21 protein-coding genes are annotated in these 24,021 nt (G+C 72.9%); 8 read left to right on the top strand and 13 right to left on the bottom strand.

What is annotated here, in order from left to right; genetic code table 11:
* Nucleotides 1-212 precede the first annotated feature (212 nt).
* The 3 genes from EMA17_RS05030 (at nucleotide 213) to EMA17_RS05040 (ending at nucleotide 4,382) form a co-directional block, all read left to right on the top strand.
* Complete coding sequence (locus EMA17_RS05030; RefSeq protein ID WP_126635686.1) at nucleotides 213-2,378, top strand: MMPL family transporter; 2,166 nt, start codon at nucleotides 213-215, stop codon at nucleotides 2,376-2,378.
* Nucleotides 2,375-3,550, top strand: a complete 1,176-nt coding sequence (locus tag EMA17_RS05035) for a sensor histidine kinase (protein ID WP_246126459.1) — start codon at nucleotides 2,375-2,377, stop codon at nucleotides 3,548-3,550. The genes EMA17_RS05030 and EMA17_RS05035 overlap by 4 nt, the downstream gene beginning before the upstream one ends.
* A gap of 136 nt (nucleotides 3,551-3,686) precedes the next feature.
* Nucleotides 3,687-4,382, top strand: a complete 696-nt coding sequence (locus EMA17_RS05040) for a response regulator transcription factor (RefSeq protein WP_126635688.1) — start codon at nucleotides 3,687-3,689, stop codon at nucleotides 4,380-4,382.
* 103 nt (nucleotides 4,383-4,485) lie between these two features.
* Here EMA17_RS05040 and EMA17_RS05045 read toward each other — a convergent pair whose 3' ends face one another.
* Nucleotides 4,486-5,484, bottom strand: a complete 999-nt coding sequence (locus EMA17_RS05045; protein WP_126635689.1) for a transporter substrate-binding domain-containing protein — start codon at nucleotides 5,482-5,484, stop codon at nucleotides 4,486-4,488.
* 523 nt (nucleotides 5,485-6,007) lie between these two features.
* Nucleotides 6,008-7,234 (bottom strand): trans-sulfuration enzyme family protein, encoded by a 1,227-nt coding sequence (locus EMA17_RS05050; RefSeq protein WP_126635690.1) that lies wholly within the window; start codon nucleotides 7,232-7,234, stop codon nucleotides 6,008-6,010.
* Between the two features lie 60 nt (nucleotides 7,235-7,294).
* Between EMA17_RS05050 and EMA17_RS05055 the strand changes: the two genes are divergently transcribed.
* On the top strand, nucleotides 7,295-7,801 hold the full coding sequence (locus EMA17_RS05055) for an Lrp/AsnC family transcriptional regulator (protein WP_126635691.1): 507 nt from the start codon (nucleotides 7,295-7,297) through the stop codon (nucleotides 7,799-7,801).
* A 15-nt stretch (nucleotides 7,802-7,816) separates the two neighbouring features.
* Here the strand turns inward: EMA17_RS05055 and EMA17_RS05060 are convergent, their stop codons facing one another.
* Both EMA17_RS05060 and EMA17_RS05065 read right to left on the bottom strand, forming a co-directional pair.
* Entirely contained in the window at nucleotides 7,817-9,001 is a 1,185-nt protein-coding gene (locus EMA17_RS05060; RefSeq protein ID WP_126636094.1) for a low temperature requirement protein A, read from the bottom strand.
* Between the two features lie 202 nt (nucleotides 9,002-9,203).
* A complete protein-coding gene (locus EMA17_RS05065) occupies nucleotides 9,204-10,412 on the bottom strand; it encodes a lactate 2-monooxygenase (protein ID WP_246126460.1) in 1,209 nt (402 codons plus the stop codon).
* A gap of 213 nt (nucleotides 10,413-10,625) precedes the next feature.
* Between EMA17_RS05065 and EMA17_RS05070 the strand changes: the two genes are divergently transcribed.
* Entirely contained in the window at nucleotides 10,626-11,906 is a 1,281-nt protein-coding gene (locus EMA17_RS05070; protein WP_174861308.1) for an alpha/beta fold hydrolase, read from the top strand.
* A 93-nt stretch (nucleotides 11,907-11,999) separates the two neighbouring features.
* Here the strand turns inward: EMA17_RS05070 and EMA17_RS05075 are convergent, their stop codons facing one another.
* The 7 genes from EMA17_RS05075 to EMA17_RS05105 all read right to left on the bottom strand — a co-directional run bounded on the left by EMA17_RS05075 (nucleotide 12,000) and on the right by EMA17_RS05105 (nucleotide 18,730).
* Nucleotides 12,000-12,683, bottom strand: coding sequence for a GntR family transcriptional regulator (locus EMA17_RS05075; RefSeq protein WP_126635693.1), 684 nt, complete (start codon nucleotides 12,681-12,683; stop codon nucleotides 12,000-12,002).
* A 150-nt stretch (nucleotides 12,684-12,833) separates the two neighbouring features.
* Nucleotides 12,834-13,835: a proline racemase family protein gene (locus EMA17_RS05080; RefSeq protein ID WP_126635694.1), complete on the bottom strand. Its 1,002-nt coding sequence runs from the start codon at nucleotides 13,833-13,835 to the stop codon at nucleotides 12,834-12,836.
* Nucleotides 13,835-14,776 carry a dihydrodipicolinate synthase family protein gene (locus tag EMA17_RS05085; protein ID WP_126635695.1) on the bottom strand — a complete coding sequence of 314 codons (942 nt, stop codon included), beginning with the start codon at nucleotides 14,774-14,776 and terminating at the stop codon, nucleotides 13,835-13,837. The genes EMA17_RS05080 and EMA17_RS05085 overlap by 1 nt, the downstream gene beginning before the upstream one ends.
* Nucleotides 14,773-16,134 (bottom strand): FAD/NAD(P)-dependent oxidoreductase, encoded by a 1,362-nt coding sequence (locus EMA17_RS05090; protein WP_126635696.1) that lies wholly within the window; start codon nucleotides 16,132-16,134, stop codon nucleotides 14,773-14,775. The genes EMA17_RS05085 and EMA17_RS05090 overlap by 4 nt, the downstream gene beginning before the upstream one ends.
* Nucleotides 16,131-16,418, bottom strand: coding sequence for a (2Fe-2S)-binding protein (locus tag EMA17_RS05095; RefSeq protein WP_126635697.1), 288 nt, complete (start codon nucleotides 16,416-16,418; stop codon nucleotides 16,131-16,133). The genes EMA17_RS05090 and EMA17_RS05095 overlap by 4 nt, the downstream gene beginning before the upstream one ends.
* Nucleotides 16,415-17,563, bottom strand: coding sequence for an NAD(P)/FAD-dependent oxidoreductase (locus EMA17_RS05100; RefSeq protein ID WP_126635698.1), 1,149 nt, complete (start codon nucleotides 17,561-17,563; stop codon nucleotides 16,415-16,417). Before EMA17_RS05100 ends, EMA17_RS05095 begins: the two co-directional genes overlap by 4 nt.
* 138 nt (nucleotides 17,564-17,701) lie before the next feature.
* Nucleotides 17,702-18,730 carry a glycerophosphodiester phosphodiesterase gene (locus EMA17_RS05105; protein ID WP_126635699.1) on the bottom strand — a complete coding sequence of 343 codons (1,029 nt, stop codon included), beginning with the start codon at nucleotides 18,728-18,730 and terminating at the stop codon, nucleotides 17,702-17,704.
* 139 nt (nucleotides 18,731-18,869) lie between these two features.
* On the opposite strand from EMA17_RS05105, the gene EMA17_RS51625 reads away from it, so the two are divergent.
* Complete coding sequence (locus tag EMA17_RS51625) at nucleotides 18,870-19,040, top strand: hypothetical protein (protein ID WP_160161322.1); 171 nt, start codon at nucleotides 18,870-18,872, stop codon at nucleotides 19,038-19,040.
* 182 nt (nucleotides 19,041-19,222) lie between these two features.
* Here EMA17_RS51625 and EMA17_RS05110 read toward each other — a convergent pair whose 3' ends face one another.
* Entirely contained in the window at nucleotides 19,223-20,002 is a 780-nt protein-coding gene (locus EMA17_RS05110; RefSeq protein ID WP_126635700.1) for an SDR family NAD(P)-dependent oxidoreductase, read from the bottom strand.
* A 137-nt stretch (nucleotides 20,003-20,139) separates the two neighbouring features.
* Between EMA17_RS05110 and EMA17_RS05115 the strand changes: the two genes are divergently transcribed.
* A complete protein-coding gene (locus EMA17_RS05115) occupies nucleotides 20,140-21,345 on the top strand; it encodes a TetR/AcrR family transcriptional regulator (protein WP_126635701.1) in 1,206 nt (401 codons plus the stop codon).
* Between the two features lie 16 nt (nucleotides 21,346-21,361).
* Here EMA17_RS05115 and EMA17_RS05120 read toward each other — a convergent pair whose 3' ends face one another.
* Nucleotides 21,362-22,165: an IclR family transcriptional regulator gene (locus EMA17_RS05120; protein ID WP_126635702.1), complete on the bottom strand. Its 804-nt coding sequence runs from the start codon at nucleotides 22,163-22,165 to the stop codon at nucleotides 21,362-21,364.
* Between the two features lie 145 nt (nucleotides 22,166-22,310).
* On the opposite strand from EMA17_RS05120, the gene aceB reads away from it, so the two are divergent.
* On the top strand, nucleotides 22,311-23,930 hold the full coding sequence (aceB, locus tag EMA17_RS05125; RefSeq protein ID WP_126635703.1) for a malate synthase A: 1,620 nt from the start codon (nucleotides 22,311-22,313) through the stop codon (nucleotides 23,928-23,930).
* The last annotated feature ends 91 nt before the right edge of the window (nucleotides 23,931-24,021 follow it).

Raw genomic sequence — 24,021 nt, forward strand, 5'->3', positions numbered from 1 at the left:
TCGGCCTCCGACGGATCCCGGGACGAGGCCGAGGCCGTCCGCGTATCGCGTGCGGGCCCCTCGGCGGGCCTGGGCCTTGGCCTGGGCTCGGGGCGGCGCGGGGTGGGTTACTCCCCCGGGATTAGTGGTTGTTCCTTGACGTCGGGTGGAGTAACGCGGAGATCGGTCCTCGGCCGGACGAGTGGTGTGCGCTTGGGCGGAAGCCTTGGGGCATGGAGATTCTGTCGCAGGGAGAGAGCGGTCCCGGGCCCGCTCCGGTCGCGCCCGCCCCGGCCGCGCCCGTACGGCCGGGGCCACGGCGGCGTGGGCGGTTGTGGGGGTTGCCGTGGCTCGTGCTGGGTGGGTGGGTACTGGTGGTGCTGGTGGCGGGGATGTTCGCCGCCAAGCTCGGTGACGTGCAGCGCAACGAGGCCGTGGACTACCTGCCCGCCAACGCCGAGTCCACCCAAGTGGCCCGGATCCAGGGCGGGTTGCCGGGCGGCGATGCCATGGACGTACAGCTCGTCTATCGCCGCGACGGCGGATTGACGCCCGCCGACCGGGAGGCGGCCGCCGCGGGGGTGGCCGACGTGGTGGCTCGGCATCCGCTCGTGGGTGGTTCGGCGCCGGCCGCGCAGGAGTCGGTCGATCACACCACGCTGCGCTACGCGTTGTCCGTCGACCGCCGGGGTGCCGAACCGGACGACATCGTGCCGGACATCCGTACGCTCGTGGAGCGCCATCCCGACGGGCTGAGCGTGCGCGTCGGGGGGCCCGGGGGCATCACGGCGGACATGCAGGAGGTGTTCTCGTCCATCGACGGCACGCTGATGCTCGCGAGCGTGCTCGTGGTGGCCGTGTTGCTCATGCTGACCTACCGCAGCCCCTACCTCTGGATCGTCCCGCTCGTCTGCGCCGGAGTCGCGGTGGCCGTCGCGACCGCGACGGTGTACGGGTTGGTGCGGGCGTTCGGGATCACCGTCACCGGGCAGAGTTCCGGCGTGTTGACGGTGCTCGTGTTCGGGGCGGGCACCGACTACGCGCTGCTCCTGGTGGCCCGCTACCGCGAGGAACTACGGCTGCACGAACGCCCGTTGGAGGCCATGCTCGCCGCGCTGCGCGGCTGTGGGCCCGCCGTGCTGGCCTCGTCGGGGACGGTCGTGGTCGGGCTGCTCTGCCTCACCGCCGCCGATCTGAACAGCAGTCGGGGCATGGGGCCGGTCGGGGCGGTGGGCGTGGTGTGTGCGCTCGCGGTGATGACGACACTGCTGCCGGCGATCCTCGTGTTGCTGGGGCGGCGGGTGTTCTGGCCGTTCGTCCCGGTGTTCGGGACTACGCCGAAGCTGGGGCGCGGGGCCTACGCGCGGATCGGAACGGCGGTGTCCCGGCGGCCGGTCGCCGTGCTGGTCGCGGGAGTCGTGCTGCTCGGGGCCGGGGCGTCGACCGCGTTCGCGCTGCCGGGCGCGCTGCGGCAGAGCGACGGCTTCACCGAGAAGCCCGAGTCGATCGTGGCCCAGGAGACGTTGAGCGCGGCCTTCCCGGAGCAGTCCGGTGCGCCGATCGCGGTGTTGGCGCGGAGTGCGCGGGCCGGGGACGTGCTGGCGGCCGTGGGCTCGACCGAGGGGGTCGAGCATGCGCGGCAGGGGCGGACGGCCGGCGGGTGGACGGAGATCCTGGCCTTCGCGAAGGATCGACCCGAGTCGGCCGGGGAACATGCCACGATCGAACGCCTGCGTGCCGTGCCGGACGCCCGGGTCGGCGGCCCCACCGCGCAGCAGATGGACACCGCGCACACCACGGCCAGGGACCGCCGCGTCGTCGTGCCGCTCGTGTTGCTCGCGGTGCTGCTGGTGCTGATCGTGCTGTTGCGCAGCCTGGTGGCGCCGCTGATCCTGGTCGCCGCGGTCGGGCTGGTCTGGGCGGCGTCGCTCGGACTGGGCGGGCTGGTCTTCGAGCACGGCTTCGGGTACGCGGGCGTGGACGCGCAGACGCCGCTGCTGACCTTCGTGTTCCTGGTCGCGCTCGGCGTGGACTACGGGATCTTCCTGATGCACCGGGTGCGGGAGATGGCGCTGCGCGGGGATTCGGTGCGGATCGCCGCGCCGGCCGCGCTGGAGACCACGGGCGGAGTGATCGCCTCCGCCGGGTTCGTGCTCGCGGCGACCTTCTCGGTCCTCGCGCTGCTGCCGCTGGTCTCCCTCGTGGAACTCGGATTCGTGGTCGCGGTCGGGGTGTTGATCGATACGTTCCTGGTCCGGACGTTCCTGGTCACCGCGGCGAGCGTGGCGCTGGATCGGTGGATCTGGTGGCCCGGCCCGCTGTCCCGACGGCCCGCCCGGGACACGACGGGGACCCGGCCGGCGCAACCGCCCGTGTCGTCCCGGAAGATGGCGGTGTGACGACACGAACGAGGTGGGGTGGGGCGTCCGTCGCGGACGCCCTGCTCGCCGTCCTGTTGGCGGCGGGGGCGGTCGGCGCGGCGCGGGTGTGGTCGGCGCAGCGGGCGTTGGACCCGGTCGGCGTGGCGCTGTTGGTCGGTGCCACGATTCCGCTCGCCTGGCGTCGGGTCCGGCCGGGGACGGTGCTGGTGCTGACGTTCGCGCTCACCGTGCCGTACCACGACCGGGAATACCTGCACGAGAGCGCCGCGGTGCCGGCGTTGGTGGCGTTGGGGACATACGCGGCGTACGTGCGGCGCGGGGTGGCCGTCGCGGTCGGTGTGGCGGCGCTGACCGTGGCCGGCGTGGCGATGTCCCTGGGCGGTACCGACGGGCCGAACTGGCGTGATCGTTGCGGGATGGCGGGCTGGGTGGTGGCGGCGGTGGTCGCGGGCCAGGCGTGGCGCAGCCATCACGACTACGTGAGCGCGATCATCGATCGGGCCGAGCGTGCCGAACGCACCAGGGACGAGGTGGCCCGACGGCGGGTCGCCGAGGAACGCCTGCGGATCGCGCGGGACCTGCACGATCTGCTGGCGCACAGCATCACGCTGATCGGCGTCCAGGCGGGGGTGGCCGCGCACCTCGCCGCGCAGGAGCCGCCGGCCGACCGTACGGTCATGGTGGGCGCGTTGGACACGATCGCGCAGACCTGCCGGGACGCCCGCCACGAACTACGGGCCACGCTCGCGGTGTTGCGGGACGCCGAGGAGGTCGCGTCGTACGAGGCGGTGCCGGGCCTGGCCGGTCTGGACGGCCTGGTCCCGCTGGCGGGCGCGGCCCGCTCCGCCGGTATCGACGTCACTCTGACCGGACACGAAGGCCCGACGCCCGCGCCCGAGGTGGGCGTCGCCGTGTACCGGATCGTGCAGGAGGCCCTGACGAACGTGGTCAAGCACTCGCAGGCGCACACGGTCCGGGTGGAACTGATCGCGGACGACGCCGAGTTGCGGGTGAGCGTGGTCGACGACGGGCACGCGAACACGGTCGGGGAGGGCGCCGGCTTCGGCATTCTCGGCATGACCGAACGGGCCCGCAGCGTGGGCGGCACGTTGGTCGCGGGCCCCGCTCCCGAAGGCGGGTTCGCGGTCTCGGCGGTGTTGCCGATGGCGCGGTCGGAAGGCGCGGAGTGAACACGCGGGGTGAAGGTGCGGAGTGAAGGCGCGGGGTGGAGGCGACGCCGTCGGGTCGACCACCCGACCGCGCCGGTCGTAGCGGCCGTGCCGACCGTCCCGACCGTCGGGTTTCGGATGAGCGGGGGAGTGTGTGATGGGCGATACCTTGCGGGTGTTGCTGGCCGACGATCAGCACCTGGTGCGGTCGGCGTTCGCGATGTTGGTGGCCTCGGCGGCCGACATGGAGGTGGTCGGTGAGGCCGCCGACGGGCGGGCCGCGCTCGAACTCGCCCGGGAGTGCCGGCCGGACGTCGTGGTGATGGACATCCGGATGCCGATCCTGGACGGCATCGAGGCGACGCGGCTGATCGCGGCGGATCCCGGGTTGTCCCGGGTCCGGGTGCTGGTGTTGACGACCTACGAGGACGACGAGAACGTGCTGGCCGCGTTGCGGGCGGGGGCCGGCGGGTTCCTGGTCAAGGACACGCGCCCGGCCGAACTCCTCGCCGCCATTCGCACGATCGGGGCCGGCGAGGCGCTGCTGTCGCCCGGGCCGACCGCACGGCTGATCTCGCGCGTGTTGCGGATGCCGGCGGCGGCGGCCACGGGTACGCCGGGCTCGACTCGGGTGGCCGACCTGTCGGCGCGCGAACGCGAGGTGTTGACGCTGGTCGGACGGGGCCTGACGAACGCGGAGATCGGCACGCTGCTCGGGCTCAGCCCGCTGACCGCCAAGACGCACGTGAGCCGCATCATGGCCCGGCTCGGCGCCCGGGATCGGCCGCAACTGGTGGTCATCGCCTACGAGTCGGGCTTGATCGTGCCCGGGGACGACCTGTCGCCGACGTAGCGTTCGGCCACGGTGTAGCGCGACCGCGACCGCGACCCACGACCCACGGCCGCGCCCTCCACCCCGACCGTGCCGGGACGGACGACCCGGGTCGCGCGCCCGCTCAGTCCCGGTACTCCGCCTCCGGCGCCGTCATGCCCTCCGACTCCGGGATGTAGCGGGCCAGGTAGGTGTCGAACAACCGGCGCCAGGTGCCGTCGCGCCGGATGCGTTCGAGGGACGCGTTGACGAAGCGGACCAAGTCCGGTTTGCCCTTGCCGATTTCGAGACCGTACGGCTCCCTGGTCAACTTGGGGCCGACCACGCGGATGAAGCGGTCCTGGGCCTGGAGGCCGGCCATGACGGTGTCGTCGCCGATCGCCGCGTCGGCTTGGCCCTGTTGGATGCGGACGAGGCAGTCCGTCCAGTTGTCGCCGGTGACGTCGATCAGGCCCCGCGTGGCGTGTACCGCGTCGGCGGCCGTGGTGCCGCCGACCGTGCACACCCGGGTCCCGGTCGGCAGGCCGGTGAGGCCCTTCGTGTGGTCGGCGGCCGCGGCGGGGGTGTCGTCGACGACCAGTAGCCGCTGGCCCGACTCGTAGTAGACCGAGCTGAAGTCGACCACGGCCCGCCGTCGGCAGTTGACGGTGACCGACTTCGCCACCATGTCCACCGTGCCGTTCGCGACCGACTGCTCGCGGATGTTGTTCGGCACCACCCGAAAGCGCAGCCGGCTGGGGTCGTCGCTGCCGAACAGGTCCGCGGTGATCTGCCGCACGAGGTCGATGTCGAAGCCCTTGAGCCGATTGTGATCGGTCACGTCGGCGTAGCCGAACGGAAAGGCGCTCTGGTCGATCCCGACGATCAGGTAGCCCCGCTCCAGGACGCGGGCGAGCGAGCCGTCGGTGCGGTAGTCGCTCGCGCGCGGCGGGCCGGCGGCGGGTCGCAGGCTCTCGGTGGGATTCCCGCAGGCGGCGGGTGGTTCGGTGGCGAATCCGGGTGCGGTCGCGCCGGCGCCGGCGTCGGGGCGTCCGGTGGGGGAGGTGGTGGGTGTGCCGGACGTCGTGGAGCCGGCGGACGTGCAGGACACCAGTGTCGCGAGCGCGATCAGGACGACCGCCACCGACAGCGCGGATGTCGGCCGAAGCGTGGTTCTCCGGCCCCGCCGAAGCCGGATCCCACGGATGCGTCGGTGTTGCGGGTGTCGGGCTGTCGCCGCGCGCGGAGCCCTCCCGTCGGGACGCCGAAGTCCCGTGAACGGTCGGGCCCGAAGCGGGCGACGAACCGTGTGGTGCGGTCGGACCGCGTGCCTGTACATGACGCGTCACCTCCCCTGGCGGTGCGCGCGACACCGCTCGACGCAGCCGTTTCGGCCCTGATCGAGACGCTACCCGGACGAACTCGCGGGCTACCGGGGGTAATCCCCCGACTTGTCGAGACCGTACGCGGGTCTCCTCGACCGCCTCGCCGAACTCGGCGGCACCGTCCTGCGGCCGTACCGGGTGACCTCCCTCGATCAGGACGCCGACGGCGTGACCGCGACCTTCGAGAGCGGCGAACGTGTCCGCGCCGGCCGGGTGGTCGGCGCCGACGGCACGCACGGCACGGTGCGCGACCGGGGCCGGGATCGGCTTCCCGGGCGCCGGCTACGCCGAGTCGTTCGTCCGGTCCAGTGCCGCCGACAGGTCCGCCCACAGGTCCGCCTCGTGTTCCAGGCCGATCGACAGGCGGAGCAGGCGCGGGCCGATGTCGCCTTCGGCGCGGGCCGCGTCGTCGATGACCCGGTGGGTCAGCGAAGCCGGGTGCTGGATCAGGGTGTCGACGCCGCCGAGGCTCACGGCGGGGGTGATCAGGCGGAGCGCGCCGACCAGCCGCATCGGGTCTCCGGTCGGTTCGAAGGCGACCAGGGCGCCGCCGATGCTCGGGTAGTGCACGCGCGCCACCGCCGGGTGCGCGGCCAGTCGGGCGGCCAGCGCGGCGGCCGTCGCGGAGGCCCTGGCGACCCGGATCGGCAGGGTCGCGAGACCGCGCAGCAGCAGATAGCCCGCCAGGGGATGCAGCAACGCCCCGGTCGCGAACCGGATTTGCCGCAGCGACTTGGCCCAGTCCGCATCGCAGGCCACCACACCGCCGAGCACGTCGCCGTGTCCGCCGAGGAACTTGGTGGCACTGTGCAGGACCAGACGGGCACCCGAGGTGGCCGGCCGCTGCAGGACCGGCGTGGCGAACGTGTTGTCCACCAGAAGCGGTATCTCGCCCGCCTGCGCGGCGAGTTCGGCCGGATCGAGTTCGGCCAGCGTCGGATTGGCCGGTGTCTCGACCATCACCAGGCCGGTGTCGGGCCGCAACGCCCGGGCCACGCCGTCCGGTTCGACCCAGGTGACCTCGTTGCCGAGCAGGCCGCCGGAGAGCAGGTGGTCGGTGGTGCCGTACAGAGGCCGGACCGCGACCACGTGCCGTCGGCCCCGGGCGGCGGCGGCGAGCAGGCACGCGGTGACCGCCGCCATGCCGGTCGCGAACGCCACCGCGTCGGCGCAGCCCTCCAGTTCGGCGAGCGCCTGCTCGAAGCGGCGCACGGTCGGATTGGTCAGCCGACCGTAGATCGCCGAGCCGTCGGGCAACTCGCCCTCCGCGTAGGCGTCCAGCGCGAGCGCCGCCGCCGGCAGGTCCGGCAGCGGATAGGTGGTCGACAGGTCGATCGGCACGGCGTGTACGCCGAGGGCCGCCAGGTCGTCGCGGCCGGCGTGTACCGCGCGGGTCTCGAACGTGTGCCGCGCGACGGGTCCGGCGGGGGTCGCACCGGCGGGGGTGGCGCCGGCGGGCGCGGTGTCGGTGCGGCCGGCGGCGGCGGGGGAGTCCGGTCGAAGGTCCATGGACGTCATCCTGGGGCGACCTCCGGAGAATCTGCCCGGGCGCCGAATTATCATCGCCGGATGCACCAATCCATCGCCCTCGATCCGACCGACCTCGGCATTCTCCGGGCTCTTCAGAACGATGCCCGGATCAGCAACAAGGCGCTCGCGGCCGAGGTCGGCATAGCGCCCTCGACCTGCCTGGACCGGGTGTCCCGGATGCGCGCCGCCGGGGTGGTGAAGGGCGCGACGGTGGAGGTGGACGCGGCGGCGCTCGGGCGACCGTTGCAGGCGATGCTCGCGGTGCGGGTCCGGCCCCATCACCGCGCGGTGCTCAACCCGTTCGTCGGGCATGTGCTGAAGCTGCCGGAGACCCGCGCGCTGTACCACCTCGCGGGTCCCGACGACTTCCTCGTACACGTCGCGGTCGCCGACGCGACCGGGCTGCAACGGCTGGTGGTGGACGGATTCACGGCGCGCACCGAGGTGACCCAGGTGCACACGATGCTGATCTTCCAGCAGTGGTCCGGCGGTCCGCTCCTCCCGCCCGAACCGTCGGTTCCCGCACGGCGCCTGACGGCGGGATAGCCGGACACCCAGGACTCAGTCGGCGTCGGACCCCGGCTCCCCGCGCGGGTCGACGTCGCCGGCGCCCTCGCCGAGGCGGGCGGACGACACCACCCCCGCGGCGACGGTCAGCGCCGCCACCGCTCCGGCCGCCGGCACCGCCGCCTCGCCCAGGAACGTGCAGGCCAGGACCAGTACCGCAGCGGTCGGCAGCAGCACCTGCTGTGCGGCGCCGCGCTTGTGGTGGCGGGCGTGCAGCGCCCACGTGGCGACCAGGAACAGCCCCGCGGGGATCGTGACGCTCGCCGCCGCGGCGACGTCGGAGATGTGCGCCTCGCCGACGGCCTGCTCGACGGCGACCTCGATGCCCGCCCCGATCGCGGCGGCGGAGCCGAAGATCACGTAGTGGCCGTATCCCCACAGGAACGCCCGCCGACCGGATTCGAGGTATTCGTGGATCGGCGCCGCGAAGTAGATCCAATAGGCCGCGAACACGATCAGCAGCCCGCCGGCGGCGATCGGCAACAACTCGTCCAGCGCGGCCCGGTCGTCCAGCGCGGTCTGGATCGCGACGGTCGCGGCGGACACGCTCTCGCCGAGCATGATGATGGTGAACAGGCCGTAGCGCTCGGCGATGTGATGCGGATGCCACGCGGTGGAGTGCCGGCGTTCGGCGATCGCCGGCACCGCCATCTCGGCGATCACCAGCGGCGGGAAGCCCCAGTTCCAGGCGGCGTCCGGGAGCAGCAGCAGCACCACCCAGCCGATCTGGACCAGCACCACGCCGGCCGCGTAGCGCAGCGCGGTGCGCCGGGCCGCCGGGTCGGTCTCGTCGTGGGCCGCGCGCAGCCACTGGAAGGTCAGCGCGAGGCGCATGATCAGATAGCCGACGATGGCGACCGTGTAGTCGCTGTTCTCGAACGCGCGCGGGACGCCGGCGGCCAGGACCAGGACACCGGTGATCTGGACGAGTGTGGCGACGCGGTACAGCGGGTCGTCGCAGTCGTACGCGGAGGCGAACCAGGTGAAGTTGACCCACGCCCACCAGATCGCGAAGAACACGAGCAGGTAGCCCGCGATCCCGTGCCCGGGCCGGCCCTCCGCGAGCGAGTGCACCAGGCGGCCGCCGGCTTGCGCGACGGCGACCACGAAGGTCAGGTCGAAGAACAACTCCAACGGCGTGGACGCGCGGTGCGGCTCCGTGGAACTGCGCGAGGTCATCCGACGCAGGATCGCGGCGGGGCGCGCGGGGTGGGTCACGGGGTGGGTCCTCTCGATCCGGGCGTGATCATGCGCGGAGGCTATCCGAGAGGGGCGGGCGAAACGGGGTAATCGGCAGGTAACGGTGCCGTCGGCGAAATGTCGGGGCGCGACCGGGCCGGCCCCGTCCCCGGCGCCGGACGGGTGGGAATCGGCCGGCCGGTCAGGTCAGGATCGAAGGGTTCAGGTCTTGGGGGCGGGTGTGGCCGGACAGGGCCATGGACAGGTCGAACTCGGCCAGCAGGCAGCGGAGTACGTGGGTGACGCCGGATTCGCCGCCCAGAGCCAGGCCGTAGATGTACGGGCGGCCCAGGAGGACCGCGCGGGCGCCCAGGGCCAGGGCCTTGAGTATGTCGGTGCCGGTGCGTACGCCGCTGTCGAAGAGCACCGTCGAGTCCTCGCCCACCGCGGCCGCGACCTCGGGGAGGGCGTGCAATGCCGGGATCGCACCGTCCAGTTGGCGACCCCCGTGGTTGCTGACCACGACGCCGTCCAGGCCCGCGTCGCGGGCTCGGCGGGCGTCGTCGGGGTGGAGGACACCCTTGAGGACGATCGGGCCGATCCAGTTGTCCCTGAGGAAGGCCAGGTCGGACCAGGTCTTGGTCGGGTCGGAGAATATTCCGGCCCAGTGCGCGATCGCGGCCGTCGGGTCCTCGGCGATCGGGCGGCTCAGGCCGGCCAGGAAGGCCGGGTCGCTCAGGTAGTTGGCCAGGCCGATGTGCCGCAGGAAGGGCAGGTACGCCCGGTCCAGGTCGGTCGGCCGCCAGCCCAGGTACCAGGTGTCCAGGGTGACCACGAGCACGGTGTAGCCGGCCGCCCGCGCCCGGGCGAGCAGGCTGATCGTCACGTCGTCGTCGCGCGGCCAGTAGAGCTGGAACCACCGGGCGCCCGAACCGGACGCGGCGGCGACCTCCTCCAGGGAGTACGAGGAGGCGGTGCTCAACACCATCGGCAGCCCGAGCCCGGCCGCCGCCCGCGCGGTCGCCAACTCGCCCTCGGGGTGCACGATCGACTGCACGCCGACCGGCCCGAGCAGCACCGGCGCGGGCGAGTCGGTGCCCAATACCGAGCAGGACGGATCCCGGGTGCCCACGTCCCGCAACATGCGCGGGACGATCCGGCGCCGCTCGAACGCCTCGCGGTTGGCCCGCATCGTCGCGCCTTCGCCCGCGCCGCCCAGCACGTAGCCGCGCGGCCCCGGCTCGAGCCGTTCGCGCGCCGCCTCCTCCAGGGCGCTCGCACCCGTGGGGTACGCGGGCGGTTCCCCGGTCAGCAATCCGTCGAGATAGATCGAGTCCTGAAACGCGGCGAAGGACGCGGCGGCCCGCGGCTCACCGGCCCGCGGACCATCGACCCGCGGACCATCCGACACCGGGCCATCCGACACCGGGCCATCGACCATGACTGACACCCTTTCGCCGCACGGGATCCCGCGAATCGACCCCGGACCGACCGACGGGACGAAGTTTCCCGTCCGCGGAACCCTGCCGCACCAATCTTCCCGATGTGGCGGGACGGCAAGCACCTTCCTCCGGTGGAATGTCACAGCACACCCGAACGCCACGCGCCCAGGGGAGGAATCCGCATGACCCGCACGACCCGCATCACCCGGATCCCGGGGATGGCCCTCACCGATCACACCTTCGTCGTCCCGCTCGACCACGCGCGTCCCGACGGGCCGACCATCGAGGTCTTCGCCCGCGAGGTGGTCGACCCCACCGCCGCGGGCCGCAACCGGCCGTGGTTGTGCTTCTTCCAGGGCGGACCGGGACAACGGGCACAGCGGCCTCCCCGCGCCAACGGCTGGCTGGCGCGTGCGCTGAGGACCCACCGGGTGTTGCTGCTCGACCAACGCGGTACCGGACGCAGCACACCCGTCACGCCGAGCCTGGCGGCGCGCACCCCGCCCGAGGAACTCGCCGCCCTGCTACGGCACATGCGCGCGGACTCGATCGTCGCCGACGCCGAGCTGATCCGCCGCCGACTGTGCGGCGACGAGCCGTGGGAGACGCTCGGCCAGAGCTACGGCGGCTTCGTCACCCTCGCGTATCTCTCCCGAGCCCCCGAGGCGCTGAAGTCCTGTTACATCACCGGGGGGTTGATCGGCCTGGACGTCACCGCCGAGGACGTCTACCACCGCACCTACCCGAGGGTGCGGACCAAGAACGCCGAGTACTACGCCCGCTATCCGGACGACGTCGAGGCGGTCCGCCGGCTCGCCGACCACCTGACCGCGCACGACGTCCGGCTGCCCGACGGCGACCGACTGACCGTGCGCCGACTGCAGTTCCTCGGCTCGGTGTTCGGCATGGGCGACGGCTTCGAGCGGGTGCACTGGATGCTGGACGAGGCGTGGGACGGCGACCGGGTCTCGGACACGTTCCGTGCCGCCGCGATGCAGGCCACCGCGCTGACCGACCAACCGCTGTGGGCCGTGCTCCAGGAGCCGATCTACGGACAGGGCAAGGTCGCCACCGGGTGGGCCGCCGAGAAGGTGCGCGCGGAACTGCCGGAGTTCGCGGAGAGCGCCGATCCACTGCTGTTCACCGGGGAGATGATGTACCCCTGGATGTTCGAGGAGGTGGCGGCGCTGCGCCCGTTCCGCGAGGCCGCCCACCTGTTGGCCGAGCAGTACGACTGGCCCGTCCTGTACGACGTCGAGCGGCTGCGCGCGAACACGGTCCCGGTGGCCGCGGCGATCTTCTTCGACGACATGTACGTGGACGCCGACCTGTCCCTGGAGACCGCGCGCGAGGTGGGCGCCCTGCGCGCGTGGGTCACCAACGAGTGGGAGCACGACGGCTCGCACGCCTCCGGCGGCGCGGTGCTCGGCCGCCTGATGGACATGGTCGCCGGCAGGGTCTGACGGCGCCGGCGAAGTCCGACCACGCCGGCCCGGGGGACGTGGTCCGGGGGCCGGAGCGGGCGACGCGACGTCGACCCCGATCCCGCCCCCGGCTCAGCCCTCCCGCTCCGGCCCCGCCCACAGATTGCGGACGTGGCCGATGTGCCGGGCCATCACCTGCTCGGCCGCGGCCGGGTCGCCGCTGTCGAGCGCGTCGAGGAGTTCGAGGTGCTCGGCGGCGGACGCGGCGAGTCGGCCGCCGCGCGCGAGCCGGGACAGCCCGTACAGGCGCGAGCGCTTGCGCAGGTCGCCGACCACCCGGACCAGGTGTTCGTTGCCCGCCAGCGCGAGCAGCGACAGATGGAAGCGGCGGTCCGCCTCCACGTACCTGATCAGGTCGCCCGCCTCGGCCGCCGCGACGATCTCCTCGGCGACCGGGCGCAGCGCGGCGGTCTGGTCCGGGGTGACCACGCCCGCGAGGCGGGCCACCACCGGAACCTCGATCAGCGCGCGCACCTCGGTGAACTCGTCCAACTCGCGGTCGGACAGCTCGGTGACGCGAAATCCCTTGTTGCGTACGGCCTCGACCAGTCCCTCGTTGGCCAGGTCGAGCATCGCCTCGCGCACGGGTGTCGGCGACACGCCGAACTGGGCGGCCAACGCGGGCGCGGAATAGACCACGCCCGGCCGCATCTCACCCGCGATCAACGCCGCGCGCAACTCTCGTGCCACCCGATCCCGCAGGATCGGTCGATCGTCGAAGGACGGCAGCGCGAGCGCTCCGTGTCCCGTGTCCATGGTGCCTCCTCCCGCCATGTTACTGACGGTCAGTCACCGCTGGGGCGGGATCGCGACTCCGGGTGTGGAAGATCACCGAGGGTGAGCAGGAAACCGAGGGTGGGCAACAGACCCGAGAGCGGGCGACACACCGGCCGCACACCCGGCCGCTCAGAGCCGGAACCCCGCCGGGAACGGGTCCTCCGGGTCGAGCAGATACTGCGCGGTCGCGGTGATCCACGCCCGTCCGGTGATCTCCGGCACCACCGCCGGCCGCCCACCGACCTCCGCCTCGGCCACGATCCGGCCGCGGAAGCGGGTCCCGATGAACGACTCGTTGACCAGTGTCCGACCCACCGTCAATTCGCCCCGCGCCGCCAACTGCGCGATCCGCGCGCTGGTTCCGGTGCCGCACGGCGAACGGTCGAACCAACCGGGGTGGATCGCCATCGCGTTGCGCGACAACGCCGCGTCCGAACCCGGGGCGAGGAACTGCACGTGGTGGCAGCCGGCGAACTCCGGCTGCTCCGGATGCACCGGCCTGGCCTGCTCGTTGATCGCCGCCATGATGGCCAGGCCGGTCTCCAGGATGCGGGTGCCCTCGGCCCGGTCGAACGGCAGGCCGACCTTCTCGATCGGCAGGATCGCGTAGAAGTTGCCGCCGTACGCCATGTCGTAGGTGACCGCGCCGAGCCCGGGCACGTCCACCGTCGCGTCCAACTCGTGCGCGTACGCCGGCACATTGCGCAAGGTCACCGACCGGGCCGCGCCGTCGCGGACCTCGACCCGGGCGATCACGAGCCCGGCCGGGGTGTCCAGGCGGACCGTGGTGACCGGTTCGACCACCTCGACCATGCCGGTCTCGACCAGGACGGTGGCCACCCCGATGGTGCCGTGTCCGCACATCGGCAGACAGCCCGAAACCTCGATGAACAACACGCCGTAGTCGGCGTCCGGCCGGGTCGGCGGTTGCAGGATCGCCCCGCTCATCGCCGCGTGCCCGCGCGGTTCGTACATCAACAGCGTGCGGATGTGGTCCAGTTCGGCCATGAAGTGGCTGCGCCGCTCGGCCATCGTGGCGCCGGGGATCACCCCGATGCCGCCGGTGATCACCCGGGTGGGCATGCCCTCCGTGTGCGAGTCGACGGCGTGGTAGACGTGTCGGGAACGCATCAGTTCAATCCCTCCGCGAGCGCCTTCTCGGTGGATTCCCGGACGAAGGCTTCCTGTTCGGGCAACAGCGGCAGCCGCGGCGCGCGGCACGGACCGCCGCGCAGGCCCGCCAGATCCATCGACAACTTGATCGACTGCACGAACTCGGTGCGCGCGTCCAGCCGCAGCAGCGGGTGCAGGAGGCGATACAGCGGCAACGCCGCGCGTGGGTCGCCCTGCACGGCCGCGCGGTACAACTCCACGCTCGCGCGCGGGAAGACGTTGGCGTAGCCCGCGATCCAGCCCACCGCGCCGGCCAGCCCGAACTCCAGGGCGACGTCGTCGCTGCCGATCAACACGTCGAGCCCCGGGGCCAGTTCGGCCACCTCGTAGGCCCGGCGCACGTCCCCGGTGAACTCCTTGACGCCGACCACCAGACCCTCCTCGTACAGGTCCGCGAGCAGCCGGGGGGTCAGGTCGACCTTCGTGTCGAACGGGTTGTTGTAGGCCACGATCGGCAGCCCGGCCCGGGCCACCGTGCGGTAGTGGTCGACCACCGTCCGGGTGTCCGCACGATAGGAGTTCGGCGGAAGCAGCATCACCGCACGGGCGCCCGCCTCGGCGGCCTGCTCGGTCCAGCGCAGCGATTCGGCCGCGCCGTACGCCGCCACGCCCGGAAGCACCCGGTCACCGCCCACCGCGTCGACCGCGACCCGCACCACGCGGGCGCGTTCCTCCGGGGTGAGCGATTGGTACTCGCCCAACGAGCCGTTCGGACAGACCCCGTCGCAGCCCGAGTCCACGAGCCACCGCACGTGTTCGGCGTACGCGTCGAAGTCCACCGACAGGTCCTCGCGCAGCGGCAGCGCGGTGGCCACCACGACGCCGTGCCACGGCTTGCGGTCGGCGCCGTCCTGCGGGGTGGAGCGCTCCGGGGCGGGAAGGTGCGGGCTTGTGCTCATGAGGCTCCTTGGGCGAGATCTCCGAGACGGATGGGGACAGCGATCGGACGGGTGGGTGCGGGCGCGGCGATCGGCCGGCCCAACACGTCGGAGAGCACGCACGCGGTGGCCTCGGCGCACATGCGGCCCTGACACCAGCCCATGCCCGCGCGGGTGAGCAGCTTGATCGAGCGTACGTCGTCCGCGCCGTGCCGCGCCGCGTCCGCGATCCGGCCGCGCGGCACCTCCTCGCAGCGGCAGATCAGGGTGTCCTCGTCGGACCAGGACGGCCAGGCCGAGCGGATCGGGTAGAGCGCGCGCAGCCCGACGGCGAAGCGGGTGAGCCGGGCCCGCCGGCGCGGCAGTGCCTTCGGTGGTGTTCGGCCCGCGATCGCGTATGCGGCCAACTCGCCCTCGACCTCGGACAGTTGGGCGCCACCGATGCCGGTGCTCTCGCCGGCGGCGTACAGCCCGGGCAGGTCGGTGGCCTGGCGGGTGTCGACCGCGACGAAGCCGTCGGGGGTGCTCGCGCAGCCGAGTTGGCCGGCGAGTTCGAGGTGTGGGGTGAAGCCGTAGCCGACCGCGAGGGTGTCGCAGGCCAGTTCGCGCTCCGTCCCGGGCCGCACCCACCAGTCGGCGTCGAGCCGGGCCACGGTGACCGAACCCAGCGCGCCCCCGTCGGCGTGCGCGGCGATCACGGCCCGGCCGGTGTAGTACGGGATGCGCCGCCGGGCCAACGCGGCGGCATATCCGGCGGCCTCGACCACCCGCGCGGGGCTGTGCGGCGCGAGAGCGACGGCCCGCGGCGTGGGGCGCGAGGCCTCGACCACCGCCAACACCCGCACACCCGCGTCGGCGAGCCCGACGGCGACCGGCAACAGGAACGGACCGGTACCGGCCACCACCGCCCGCCGCCCGGGCGCCACGCCGTTGCCCTTGAGCAGGGCCTGCGCGCCACCGGCGGTGAACACCCCGGGGAGATCCCAGCCGGGGAAGGGCAGTTGCCGGTCGTAGGCGCCGGTGGCCAGGAGCAGCCGCCGGCCGCGCACGGTCACCGCGACGCCGTCGCGTTCGCCCGCCACGGCGTGCGCGGTGAAGTGGTCGTCGCCGCGTTCGACCGCCCAGACCCGGTGTTCGGCCAGGTGCTCGACGGTGTGCAGGCGCGCGAGCGGTGCCCAGGCGGGCGGCCGGTCCACGCGGTGCCGGTGATACTGGCCGCCCGCGCGGGCGTTCGCGTCCAGGACGGCGACGCGCAGGCCGAATCCGGCGGCGGTGACGGCGGCGGCGAGACCGGCCAGCCCGGCGCCGACGACGACGAGGTCGTGGAGGGTGTCGCGGCCCGAATCGTGGCCGATCCCGCGGCCCGTCTCGTCGCTCATGTGGTGGTCACCTCGTCGTCGGGGCGGGCGGTCACCAGGCACGCGCGCAGGGACGGCGTGCCGTCCACGGTGACCAGGCAGTCGAAGCACACCCCGATGCCGCAGAACAGGCCGCGCGGCTTGCCCGCGAACCGGGTGGTGCGCCAGGACCGGATCCCGGCGGCGAGCATGGCGGCGCCGACGGTCTGGCCGGGCTCGACCGGGATGCGGCGGCCGTCCACGGTCAGGTGAAAGCCGGCGTCGCCGGATCGGTCGAGGGGGGCGGGGTCGGTCTCGTCGGTCACGCGGCTACCTCCGCGAAGCGGGTCGGGGCGAACGGGGCGAGGTCGACGTCGGGGCGCTCCCCGGTCAGCGTTCGGGCGATCAGCAGGCCCGTGGCGGGCGCCAGGCCCACGCCGGCGCCCTCGTGGCCGCACGCGTGCAGCAGGCCGGGCGCGCGCGGATCCGGGCCCACGACCGGCAGATGGTCCGGACAGTACGGCCGAAAGCCCCGATAGGCGCGCAGCACCGAGGCGCCGGCCAGGACCGGGAACAACTCGATCGCCTGTGCGGCCAGTCGGCGCAACACGGGCACCGAAAACGAGGGATCGAAGCCCACCCGCTCGCGACTGGCGCCGATCAGGACGGTCCCGGACGGGGTGCCCTCCACCACCGCCGACGAGGCCAGGTCCGCCTCGTCGCTCGCGACGTCCCCGGCATAGGCCGCGGCGTACACCTTGTGCCGCACGATCGGCGGTAGCGGCTCGGTGACCAGTACGAAGCCCCGGCGCGGCAGGATCGGCAGGGCGATCCCGGCGAGCGCGGCCACCTCGCCGGACCAGGTGCCGGCCGCGTTGACCACCGCGCCGGCGGCCAGGTCGCCGTGCGAGGTCCGCACGCCGACCACCCGCTCGTCGGGCCCGCGCAGGAAGCCGGTGACGCTCACCCCGGTGTGCAGCCGGACGCCGTCGGCGCGCAACATCGAGGCGGCGGCCAGGGCCGGCTGCACCTGGGCGTCCTGCGGATAGTGGGTGCCGGCCACGACGGCGCGGGACAGGTGCGGCTCGTAGTCGGGCAGGCGCGCGGCGTCGACCGTGTGCGCGGTGACCTCGCAGGCGCGCTGGGCCGCCGCGGTCGCCGCCATCGCGGCGGCCTCGGCCTCGGTCCGGGCGACGATCAGGCCGCCCTTGGGCTCGTACTCGAAGTCGTCGCGGCGTTCCGCGAGTTCGGCCCACAGGCGGAGCGAGAGCAGGGCCAGCGCGAGTTCCGGGCCGGGCCCCTTGTCCGAGACGAGGAGGTTTCCCTCGCCCGCGCCGGTGGTCCCGCCCGCGACCGGACCCCGGTCGAGCACGGTGACCGACAGGCCCGCGCGCGCGGCGAAGTGGGCGCACGCGGCACCCACCACGCCCGCGCCGATGACGACGACATCACTGGGACGGAGTTGGCTCACGTCAGTAAAATGTCACATTGCCCTCACGAGGTAAAGGGTTTGTCGACGCGGTTCCGTGGACAGGACGGCCCGCGACCGATCCGAAAGCGGGGTTCCGGGTCGGTCGCGGGCCGTTCACGGGCCGTTCGTCGGCTCGGCTCAGTGGCGGGCGCCGTTCCCCCGGGTGTGCTGCCGGTTCCACGCGACCAGGTCGGCGCTGCGGTTGGTGATGATCCCGTCCACTCCCGCCTCGTTCAGCTTCGACCAGTCGTGCGGATTGTCGGGGGTCCACGCGAACACCGCGACACCTGCCTCGTGCATCCGGCGGACCAGGTCGGGGTGCGTGGTGATCAGGTAGTAGGAGGGGTTGTACGAGGTCAGCCGCAACTCCCGGGCCACCGCCACCGGATCCGCCTCGGGCTCGTCGCCGAGCAGGCCGAGCGGCAGGTCGGGGGCGAGATCGCGGGTGATCCGCAACGACTCCCGATCGAAGCTCTGTACGAACACCCGGTCCGACATGCCGCTGTGCCGCACCTCGTCGACGATGCGGGCGATCTCCTCCCGGGTCTGCGGGTTCTTGATCTCCAGGAGCAGTCGCCCGCCCCGGGAGCGCAGATCCGCGAGTTGCCCGCGCAGGGTCATCACCCTCGTGCCGGAGAACTCCGGCCGAAACCACTTCCCGGCATCCAGCCCGGCCAGCTGGGCCGAGGTCAGATCGCGAATCCGCCCGTGGCCGTCGGTGGTTCGATCCACCGTCTCGTCGTGCATGATGTGCGGCACGCCGTCCCGGCTCGGCTGCACGTCGTTCTCGATCCAGTCCGCACCCGAACGGCGGGCCGCCTCGTCGGAGGGCAGCGTGTTCTCCGGGGCCAGCGTCGGCGCGCCGCGGTGCGCGAACACGGTCACCCGGGCGCCGGGGGCGCGCATGTACCGGCGACCGTCGATCGCGGAGCCGCCGCGCAGCGGTTCGGCGGTGTCCGAGGACGGGCGCATCGCGGCCGGCGGGGGCGGCTCGAGGGTCGTCGACATGTCGCCGGCGAACGCCGGCTTGCCGCTCTGGTGCGTCCAGGCGGGCTCGACGCACTGGACGGTGCCGAAGGCGATGCCGACTATGGCGAGCGCGACGCCGATCCGCCGCATGGGGTATCCCCTGCGACGGTGCCGGCGCTCGGGTGGATCGAGGAGCATTCAGGCATCGTAGAAGGTAAATCGAGCTGTCATTCGAAGTGCCACGATGACCGCGTGTGATGCTCGACATGCGTACCGTCATGAACGGTGTGAGAGTGGTCGATGACCGCCCAACGGCTCTCTCCAGGAGGAAACGGTCATGGCCAAGCAGAAGCAGAAACCGCATCTGAAGAACAAGAACCCGTTGCTCGCCGACACCGAGCGCGTGGAGTCCCCGGTGCAGCCGACCGAGGCGATCGACACGCTCGAAGCCCCCAAGGCCGCAGCCCGGCGCGGCAAGAGCGACCGACCCAAGGGCCGTCGTCGCTGACCGTCCGGCCGCTCCGGGACACCGATCCCGGGGCGTCGGCCCGAAGACTTCGCGGATACCCGGGGGAGGGGCGTGACGGACACACCGCCCCGCCCGGACGCACCCGAGGACCCCGTCGACCACCCGTCGGCGGGGTCTTCGGCGTGCCATCGGGGTGCGCGCGGCGCGATTTCGGACGGGTGCTAACCGCGTGTGGGTCCGTACACCCGACCGGTCCGGGTGGACACGTTGCCGAACAGGGCGCGCGGGGTGAGCCGGGCCAGGCCGACCACCGCCTTGTAGCGCAGGTCCGGCACGCTGACCGACTTGCCCACCGCCAGGTCGCGGATCGCCGCGGCGACCACCCGATCGGCGTCCAGCCACATCCAGTTGGGGATGTTGGACGTGCCCATCCCGGCCCGCAGGTGGAACTCGGTCCGCACGAAGCCCGGGCACAGCGCCATCAACCGCACACCGCTGCCCGCGAGTTCCCTGGCCGTGCCCTCGGTGAAGCTGACCACCCACGCCTTGCTCGCGCCGTACGTGCCGCGCGGCAGGAAGGCGGCGACGGAGGCCACGTTCACCACCCAGCCGCGCCCGCGCTCGCGCATCGCCTCGCACGCGGCGGCGGTCAGCCGCAACACCGCCTCGCAGTGCACCTTGAGCATGCGCAACTCCTCTGCGGTGGAGATGGCGAGGAAGCCGCCCCTGCTGCCGAACCCGGCGTTGTTGACCAGTACGTCCACCGGTGCCTCGCGGTCGGCCAGGCGGGCCTCGACGGCGGCGATCCCCTCGTCGAGCGACAGGTCGGCGGCCAGCACCTGCACCGACACGCCGTGCTCCTCCCGCAGTTCGCGGGCGCATTCGGTCAACCGTTCCCGGTCGCGCGCGACCAGGACGAGGTCGTGCCCCTCGTGGGCGAGTCGCCGGGCGAACGCGGCGCCGAGCCCTGCGGTGGCACCGGTGATCAGTGAGGTCGTCATAGCGACCCAGCCTAGTAACCGCGGGCGGTCGGCCCGGTCCACCGCATCGGGGCGCGGTCCGTTCGGCGCATGGCCGCCGCGGGCGGCGGCCGGCTGGAACAATGGCGCGCGGGGCGGATTCCGGAGGGAAGTACGCGATGGCGGCTGCGGTGCGCAAGGGCGGCGGACTCGTGCCGCCCGCCCGGGGGACCCGACCGCGCAATCGACGCGAGCTGATCCTGGCCGCGGCGGCCGACCTGTTCTACCGCCGGGGATACGCCGACGTGGCGATGAGCGACATCGCCGAGGCGGTGGGCATGGGCCCCTCCGCCCTGTACCGGCACTTCCGCAGCAAACAGCACCTGCTCCTGCAGGTCGTGCTCGACGGGATCGCGCCGGTGCGCGACGCGCTGGCCCGCAGCGCCGTGGACGATCCGGACACCGTGCTGCGCGCGGTGGTCGCGGCCACGCTGGACCACCGCGAAGCGGGCGTGTTGTGGCAGCGCGAGGGCCGATTGTTGCCGCCGGAGGAACGCGCCGAGGTACACCGCGAGGTGCGCGCGGTCACCGCCGTGGTCACCGCGCTGATCCGCAAGGCCCGCCCGCAACTGTCCGCCGGGCAGGGCGAGGTGCTGGCCCGGAGCGGCCTCGGGGTGCTGCTCAGTCCGTCCTTCCACCGGATCGACCTGCCCCGTCCGGAGTACGTCCGGCTCCTGGTGGACCTCTGTCGGGCGGCGGTCACCGCGCATCCGGCCGCGCTGGGACCGATCGCCGAGGCCCCGGCGCCGGCCGGGGTCGGGCTGCGTTCGCGGCGCGAGGCGCTGCTCGGCGCCGCGGTGCGGATGTTCGCCGAGCAGGGCTACGCCGGGGTGGCCATCGAGGACATCGGCGCCGCCGCCGGGATCGCCGGCCCCAGCGTGTACAACCACTTCGAGAGCAAGGCCGACCTGCTGTGCGCCGCGGTGACCCGGGGCGTGGAGTGGCTCCTGATGGACATGACGCGCGCGCTCGCGGGCGCCGACGACGCCGAGGCGGCGCTGCGCGTACTGCTGCGGTCGTATGTGCGCTTCTCCGTCGACCGCAGCGACCTGGTGCAGCTGCTGGTCGCGGAGGTGTCGCACCTGCCGACCCAGGCGCGGCATCGGGCCCGGCAGGCGAGGGTGGACTACCTCATGGAGTGGACACGGCTCCTGTGCGCGGTCCGGCCGCAGTACGGCGCCGCCGAGGCGCGGATCCGGGTGCACGCGGCGCTGAGCGCGATCAACGACGTGGCCCGGGTCCGGCATCTGCGCGACACCGACGGCGTGGCGTCGACCCTGGTGGTGGTGGCCGGCGCCGTGCTCGGTCTGACGCCGCCGGCCTGACCCCTCGGCGGGTGGTTCAGTCGGCGGCCGGGGGTTCCGGGAGCGGGTCGGCACCGCCCAGGCGTCGGCCCAGGCGGACGGCGATCTCCTGCATCCGGTCGGTCATCCAGCCCTCCTCCATCGCCCGGATGCGCGCCTCGGGGCCGGAGATGGACAGCGCGGTCGCGGTCGGCGCGTCGGGCACCACCACCGCGACGCAGCGCACGCCGAGTTCCTGCTCCTGGTCGTCGATCGCGTAGCCCCGGGCCCGGATCGTCGGGAACTGGGCCAGCAACTCGGCGGGATCGGTGACCGTGTGCTCGGTGTGCGAGGCCAGTGGGCGTCCGCCGAGCACCCGTGCGGCGTCGGCCTCGGGTAGTTGGGCGAGCAGCACCTTGCCCACCGCGGTGCAGTGCGGTTGCACCCGGCGGCCGACCTCGGTGAACATCCGCATCGAGTGCCGGCTGGGCACCTGGCCGACGTAGACCACCTCGCCCGCCTCCAGGACCGCGAGGTTGGCGGTCTCGCCGGTGGCCTCCATCAGCTCGGCCAGGTACGGCCGGGCCCAACTGCCGAGCAGGCGGCCCGCGGTCTCGCCCAACCGGATCAGCCGCGGGCCCAGGGTGTAGCGGCGCGACGCGTCCTGGCGCAGATAACCCAGCGACACGAGGGTGCGTACCAGGCGGTGGATCGTGGGCATGGGCAACCCCGAACGCGCGGCGAGTTCGCTGAGCGTCAGTACCCCGCCGGCGTCGGCGAGCAGTTCGAGGAGGTCGAACGCGCGTTCCAGGGACTGGACGCCGCCGCCCGTGCCGTTGCTGCCTGCGTTGACTGCGGCCACCGACGATCCTCCACACGACTCGGTTCGATACGACGCCCGGCCGACGGGATTCGTCGAGACTGAGTTCAACAGGTTGTTGAACTTCCGTTTTCCGGAAACTAATGTCCACTCTACAAAAGAACGTCGACGGCGAAGGAGAGCCACCATGAGTGCACCGACCATCGTGGTCAAGCACGGCGGCGCGACCGGCGGCTCCGTGCCGCGGGCGGACGAGGTGCTCGGCCCCGAGGCGCTGCGCTTCGTGGCCGCGCTGCAGCGCCGGTTCGGCGGTCGCCGTCTCGAACTGCTCGACCGGCGACAGGCCCGGCGCGCGGAGATCGCCCGCACCGGCCGGCTCGACTTCCTCCCGGAGACCGCCGACGTGCGCGCCGCCGACTGGCGGGTCGCCGAGGCGCCGCCCGCGCTGCGCGATCGCCGGGTCGAGATCACCGGACCGGCCGACCGCAAGATGACGATCAACGCGCTCAACTCCGGGGCCCGGATCTGGCTCGCCGACTTCGAGGACGCCTCCGCGCCCACCTGGCACAACGTGGTGGCACACCAGCTCAATCTGATCGACGCCTACGACCGGCGGATCGACTTCTCCACCGCCGAGGGCAAGAGCTACCGGCTGCGCCCGGACGACGAACTGGCCACCGTGGTGATGCGCCCGCGCGGGTGGCACCTGGACGAGCGGCACGTCCTGGTCGACGGCGCGCCGGCGTCCGGCGCGCTGGTCGACTTCGGGCTGTACTTCTTCCACAACGCGGCCCGGCTGCTCGACCGGGGCCTGGGTCCGTACTTCTACCTGCCCAAGATCGAGAGTCACCTCGAAGCCCGGTTGTGGAACGACGTGTTCCTGCACGCGCAGGACCTGCTCGACATCCCGCGCGGCACGATCCGGGCCACCGTGCTGATCGAGACGGTCACCGCCGCGTTCGAGATGGACGAGATCCTGTACGAACTGCGCGAACACGCCTCGGGGTTGAACGCCGGCCGGTGGGACTACCTGTTCAGCATCGTGAAGAACTTCCGGGACGCGGGCGACGCGTTCGTGCTCCCGGACCGCAACGCGGTCACCATGACCGCGCCGTTCATGCGCGCGTACACCGAACTGCTCGTGCGCACCTGCCACCGGCGCGGCGCGCACGCCATCGGCGGGATGGCGGCGGTGATCCCCTCCCGCCGGGACGCGACCGCCAACGCGGCGGCGCTGGCGAAGGTGCGCGACGACAAGGACCGTGAGGCCGAAGACGGCTTCGACGGGTCGTGGGTGGCCCACCCGGACCTGGTCCCGGTCTGCCGCGAGGCGTTCGACGCGGTGCTCGGCGATCGGCCGAACCAGCTCGGACGTACCCGCGACGAGGTCGAGGTGACGGCGGATCAACTGCTCGACGTGGCCTCCACCCAGGGCTCGCCGACCGGGGCCGGGCTGCACGGCGCGGTCGGCGTGGGCCTGCGCTATCTGGAGGCGTGGCTGCGCGGATACGGTGCGGTCGCCGTGTTCGGCCTGATGGAGGACGTCGCCACCGCGGAGATCTCCCGCTCCCAGGTGTGGCAGTGGATCAACAACGGCGTGGTGCTCTCGGACACCGGCGAGAAGGTGACCGCGGACCTGGTGCGACGCCTGGTCGTCGAGGAACTGGGGTCGCTGCGCGAGGACTTGGGCGACCGGAATTTCGACGCGGGCCGCTGGGCGGACGCGCGCGACCTGTTCCTGCGAGTCGCCCTCGCCGAGGAGTTCGTCGACTTCCTCACCCTGCCGGGATGCGAACTCATCGACTGAGTAGGGCCGTTCGCGCATCCCCCACGGACGCGGAGCGGTCGGGTCCATCCCGGTGGTCGTGGGGCGCGTCCGATCGGACGGGCCCGGCCGT

This window comes from Embleya hyalina (assembly GCF_003967355.1).
GTDB lineage: Bacteria > Actinomycetota > Actinomycetes > Streptomycetales > Streptomycetaceae > Embleya > Embleya hyalina.

Coding starts and splice junctions, on each gene's coding strand:
- EMA17_RS05085 (WP_126635695.1), bottom strand. CDS start 14,776: ATGAGCACAAGCCCGCACCTTCCCGCCCCGGAGCGCTCCACCCCGCAG.
- EMA17_RS05105 (WP_126635699.1), bottom strand. CDS start 18,730: ATGCTCCTCGATCCACCCGAGCGCCGGCACCGTCGCAGGGGATACCCC.
- EMA17_RS05110 (WP_126635700.1), bottom strand. CDS start 20,002: ATGACGACCTCACTGATCACCGGTGCCACCGCAGGGCTCGGCGCCGCG.
- EMA17_RS05060 (WP_126636094.1), bottom strand. CDS start 9,001: ATGACCTCGCGCAGTTCCACGGAGCCGCACCGCGCGTCCACGCCGTTG.
- EMA17_RS05040 (WP_126635688.1), top strand. CDS start 3,687: ATGGGCGATACCTTGCGGGTGTTGCTGGCCGACGATCAGCACCTGGTG.
- EMA17_RS05090 (WP_126635696.1), bottom strand. CDS start 16,134: ATGAGCGACGAGACGGGCCGCGGGATCGGCCACGATTCGGGCCGCGAC.
- EMA17_RS05080 (WP_126635694.1), bottom strand. CDS start 13,835: ATGCGTTCCCGACACGTCTACCACGCCGTCGACTCGCACACGGAGGGC.
- EMA17_RS05050 (WP_126635690.1), bottom strand. CDS start 7,234: ATGGACCTTCGACCGGACTCCCCCGCCGCCGCCGGCCGCACCGACACC.
- aceB (WP_126635703.1), top strand. CDS start 22,311: ATGAGTGCACCGACCATCGTGGTCAAGCACGGCGGCGCGACCGGCGGC.
- EMA17_RS05075 (WP_126635693.1), bottom strand. CDS start 12,683: ATGGACACGGGACACGGAGCGCTCGCGCTGCCGTCCTTCGACGATCGA.
- EMA17_RS05055 (WP_126635691.1), top strand. CDS start 7,295: ATGCACCAATCCATCGCCCTCGATCCGACCGACCTCGGCATTCTCCGG.
- EMA17_RS05115 (WP_126635701.1), top strand. CDS start 20,140: ATGGCGGCTGCGGTGCGCAAGGGCGGCGGACTCGTGCCGCCCGCCCGG.
- EMA17_RS05030 (WP_126635686.1), top strand. CDS start 213: ATGGAGATTCTGTCGCAGGGAGAGAGCGGTCCCGGGCCCGCTCCGGTC.
- EMA17_RS51625 (WP_160161322.1), top strand. CDS start 18,870: ATGGCCAAGCAGAAGCAGAAACCGCATCTGAAGAACAAGAACCCGTTG.
- EMA17_RS05070 (WP_174861308.1), top strand. CDS start 10,626: ATGACCCGCACGACCCGCATCACCCGGATCCCGGGGATGGCCCTCACC.